Origin of the sequence: Hyphomonas sp. UBA3601 (assembly GCF_002375605.1) — a bacterium.
Lineage (GTDB): Bacteria > Pseudomonadota > Alphaproteobacteria > Caulobacterales > Hyphomonadaceae > Hyphomonas.
Window position 1 is genome coordinate 8,699 of sequence record NZ_DFME01000015.1, and the last position, 3,160, is coordinate 11,858.

The following is a 3,160-nucleotide window of genomic DNA, read 5'->3' on the forward strand; positions in this document are numbered from 1 at the left end:
GAGCCCCATCGCGCCAGCCTCCAGCGGGCGGCCTTCGGCGCAGGCCTGCAGGGCGTCAGCATCTGCCCCCCCCGCCAGCGCCATGTCGACGACCAGTTGGGCGCAAGGCCCGCAATCGCCGTCAAGCGTGGAGGCGAGCAATGCGCCGGTCCACGGGATTTGTCCGGCGGGCGCGCCGCGATATTTGTAGAAGGCGGGCAAGCGGGACAGGCCCCAGGCCGCGCCGGGCGAGATGTCGATGATCTCGTGCATATAGCTGGTGTCATAGTTGAAAGCGCGCTGCATCTTGCGCGCCTGAGCATGGAAGAGTTTGCGGATCATCGGGCGGCCTCCTTGCGGGCAAAATTGAGCGCGGCGGCGAGGGCGAGCCAGACCGGCAGCTGGATGGCGGTGAGATTGGAGGAAGCCACATGATCCAGCGGAAAGCCGCGGCTGATCCAGATCCAGATATGGAAGAGCGCATGCAGGGCCGGCCATGTCGCGCCGATGATGGCGGCGGCCCGGCTACGCGCATAGGCGCCATAGGCGAGCGCCCCGGCGCTCATGCCGAAGACCAGGGCGATGTCGCGGATAAAGTGGAGGTTGAATGGCCCCATCATCGCAACGCCGGGGACGGCTTCGTACCAGAAATGCGGCGCAAACCACATCACCAGTCCATTGGCAAAATGAAACGCCGCAATGGCGATCAGGCACAGTCTCCACATGTTCATAACTCCCTGTTTCAGGAGTCAGACGAGACAGGGACGGATTTTGTGACAGGTGAGGCCCGGCTGCCGAAAGACAAGCGGGCCTCAGACCAGGATTTACTCGCTGCTGGAGTCCAGCATGGTGAGTTCATGCATCAGATATTGACCCGTAATCTTGCGGAGTTCGGGATATGTCTTCGATGTCTCGCGTGAACTATCCTGATTGGCTTCACCCCAGGCCGCCATGAACGCATCATATTTTTCCCTCGAAGGGCCGATATCTGCCATGCTCGCATACTTCACGCCGAGGAGGATGTTGAAGTGTCCACTGTCCGGCATGGCGCTGACCATGATGGTGTAGTCTTCAATATGGCCGAGTGATTTGGCCACGTCATTGGATTCAACCCATGTGGATTTGATGCCTTCGAGGTAATAATCCCCCATATTGGAATCGACCTTGATTGTCGCGATCTCCCACACGGTATCGCTGATCGTATAATCTTCGTATGCGTTCAATTGCGCCAGTGCCGGAGTCGCGAAAGCCGTCAGCGCTGCTGACAAAAGTAGTCCCTTGATGTTCATTATCTGTCTCCAAGACGAAAGAGCGCCTGCGCGCTCGTCAGTGGCCCCACCGCCACCATGACAACAGGTTAATGTTGGTTAACGTCCGAGGCAAGCAAAAGACGGTCCGTAATCAAATAAAAATAGTCAGAGGGCGGCGTATTTTGCGTGCCGGTCATATCTGGTACTGATGCGGCTGTTGCAGGTCGCGTACTCAGGAGGCCGTCCCTTATGAGCTCGCCAATTCAAGCTCTTCCGCAGCGTCCATCCATTCGGTTTCGGCGGTTTCGGCTGCGCTGGCATGCTTTGCGCGGTCTTTCAGGAGCTTTTCCAGTTCGTCCGCAGGAGGTGTGCCGCTGGCGAGCTTGGCGTCGATCTTCGCAATGGCGGTGTTCGCCTTTTCGAGCCGGTCTTCGGCGTCGCGGGCTGTTTTCTTGAGGGCGCTGAGGCGTTTCTTCTCTTCGGGAGTGATCTCCTTCGGAGCAGCCGGCTTGGCCTGTTTGGCAGGCTTGGCCCCCTTGGTGTCGTCGCGGTCGGCCTTCATGACGAGGGCGCGATAGTCGGCAAGGTCGCCATCATAGGGCGCGGCGCGGCCATTATTGACCAGCCAGAGCCGGTCGGCCGTGGCCTCGGCAAGGTAGACATCGTGGGTGATGAGCAGGACCGCGCCGGGGAATTCGTTCAGTGCGTAGATCAGCGCTTCGCGGCTGTCGATGTCGAGGTGGGACGTCGGCTCGTCGAGGATCAGGATGTGCGGCGCGGCCGATGACATCAGGCCGAGCAGGAGGCGCACCTTTTCGCCACCCGACAGCTTCTCGACATTGGTTTCCACTTTCTCGTGGCTGAAGCCCATCGCAGCGGCAGCTGCATGGACTCGCGCTGGCGGTGTGCCGGGCGGCATGATGCGCTGGACGTGCATCAGAACGCTGTCACCTTCGGAGAGTTCGTCGAGCTGGTCCTGCGAGAAATAGCCGATGCGCACGGCCTTGGGCACGACCCGGTCGCCGCCAATCAGCGAGAGGCGTTCGCCGATGGATTTGACCAGCGTCGTCTTGCCTTGTCCGTTTGCGCCGACAATCGCGATACGGTCGTCCGGGTCCAGACGAAGGTTGACCTTGTCGAGGATGACTGCGTCCTCGCCATAGCCGAGGGTGGCATTGCGCAGCTCCAGCATGGGTGGGGCGAGCTTGTCCTTTGGCGGGGCAAAGTGGAATGGCGTCGTGCGGTCACCCACCGGGATGGAGATGTCCTGCATCTTTTCCAGCATCTTGATGCGCGACTGGGCCTGGCGGGCCTTGGAGGCCTTGGCGCGGAACCTGTCCACGAAGGCCTGCAGATGTTCGCGGTCCTTGTCCTGCTTGGCTTTCTGGGATTCCAGCTGGGCGAGCTTGGCCGCGCGCAGTTTCAGCCAGTCATCATAGCCGCCCGGCGTGATTGAGAGCTTGCGATGCTCCAGCGCCATTGTGTGCGTGACACAGCGGTTCAGCAGCTCGCGGTCGTGCGACACGATCAGGACGGTGTACGGATATTTCTTGATATAGGTTTCGAGCCAGGCCGCGCCTTCAAGGTCGAGATAGTTGGTCGGCTCATCGAGCAGCAGGAAATCCGGCTGGGAGAACAGGACACCGGCAATCGCCGCGCGCATACGCCAGCCGCCGGAGAATTCTTTCGTGGCGCGGCCAAGGTCTTCAGTGGTGAAGCCGAGGCCGTTCAGCACTTCGGCGGCGCGCGCTTCGGCGGTCCAGGCATCAATGTCGAGCAGGCGCTCATGGATTTCGCCGATGCGGTCCGGGTCGGTCGCGGTCTCGGATTCCTGCATCAGGGCGTGGCGCTCTGTGTCGGCGGCCAGCACGACGTCGAGAATGGTCTCGTCGCTGGCGGCGACCTCCTGCGCAACCCAGCCGAGCCGGGCG

Annotated in this window: 3 protein-coding genes and 1 pseudogene; all 4 read right to left on the bottom strand. The window is 61.2% G+C overall.

Annotation, left to right across the window (positions count from 1 at the left end):
- Positions 1-321, bottom strand: a pseudogene (locus tag B4F73_RS01010) (hypothetical protein); the annotation flags it as partial.
- Positions 318-710, bottom strand: coding sequence for a hypothetical protein (locus B4F73_RS01015; RefSeq protein ID WP_290482309.1), 393 nt, complete (start codon positions 708-710; stop codon positions 318-320). The pseudogene B4F73_RS01010 and the gene B4F73_RS01015, both read right to left, overlap by 4 nt.
- A gap of 93 nt (positions 711-803) precedes the next feature.
- On the bottom strand, positions 804-1,268 hold the full coding sequence (locus B4F73_RS01020; RefSeq protein WP_206992727.1) for a hypothetical protein: 465 nt from the start codon (positions 1,266-1,268) through the stop codon (positions 804-806).
- A 208-nt stretch (positions 1,269-1,476) separates the two neighbouring features.
- Positions 1,477-3,160: ABC-F family ATP-binding cassette domain-containing protein (locus B4F73_RS01025; RefSeq protein WP_290482310.1), on the bottom strand; the 1,684-nt coding region annotated here is incomplete at its 5' end.

Bases quoted from the DNA above. Each gene is read 5' to 3' on its own strand.
- B4F73_RS01020 (WP_206992727.1), bottom strand. From the start codon at position 1,268: ATGAACATCAAGGGACTACTTTTGTCAGCAGCGCTGACGGCTTTCGCG.
- B4F73_RS01015 (WP_290482309.1), bottom strand. From the start codon at position 710: ATGAACATGTGGAGACTGTGCCTGATCGCCATTGCGGCGTTTCATTTT.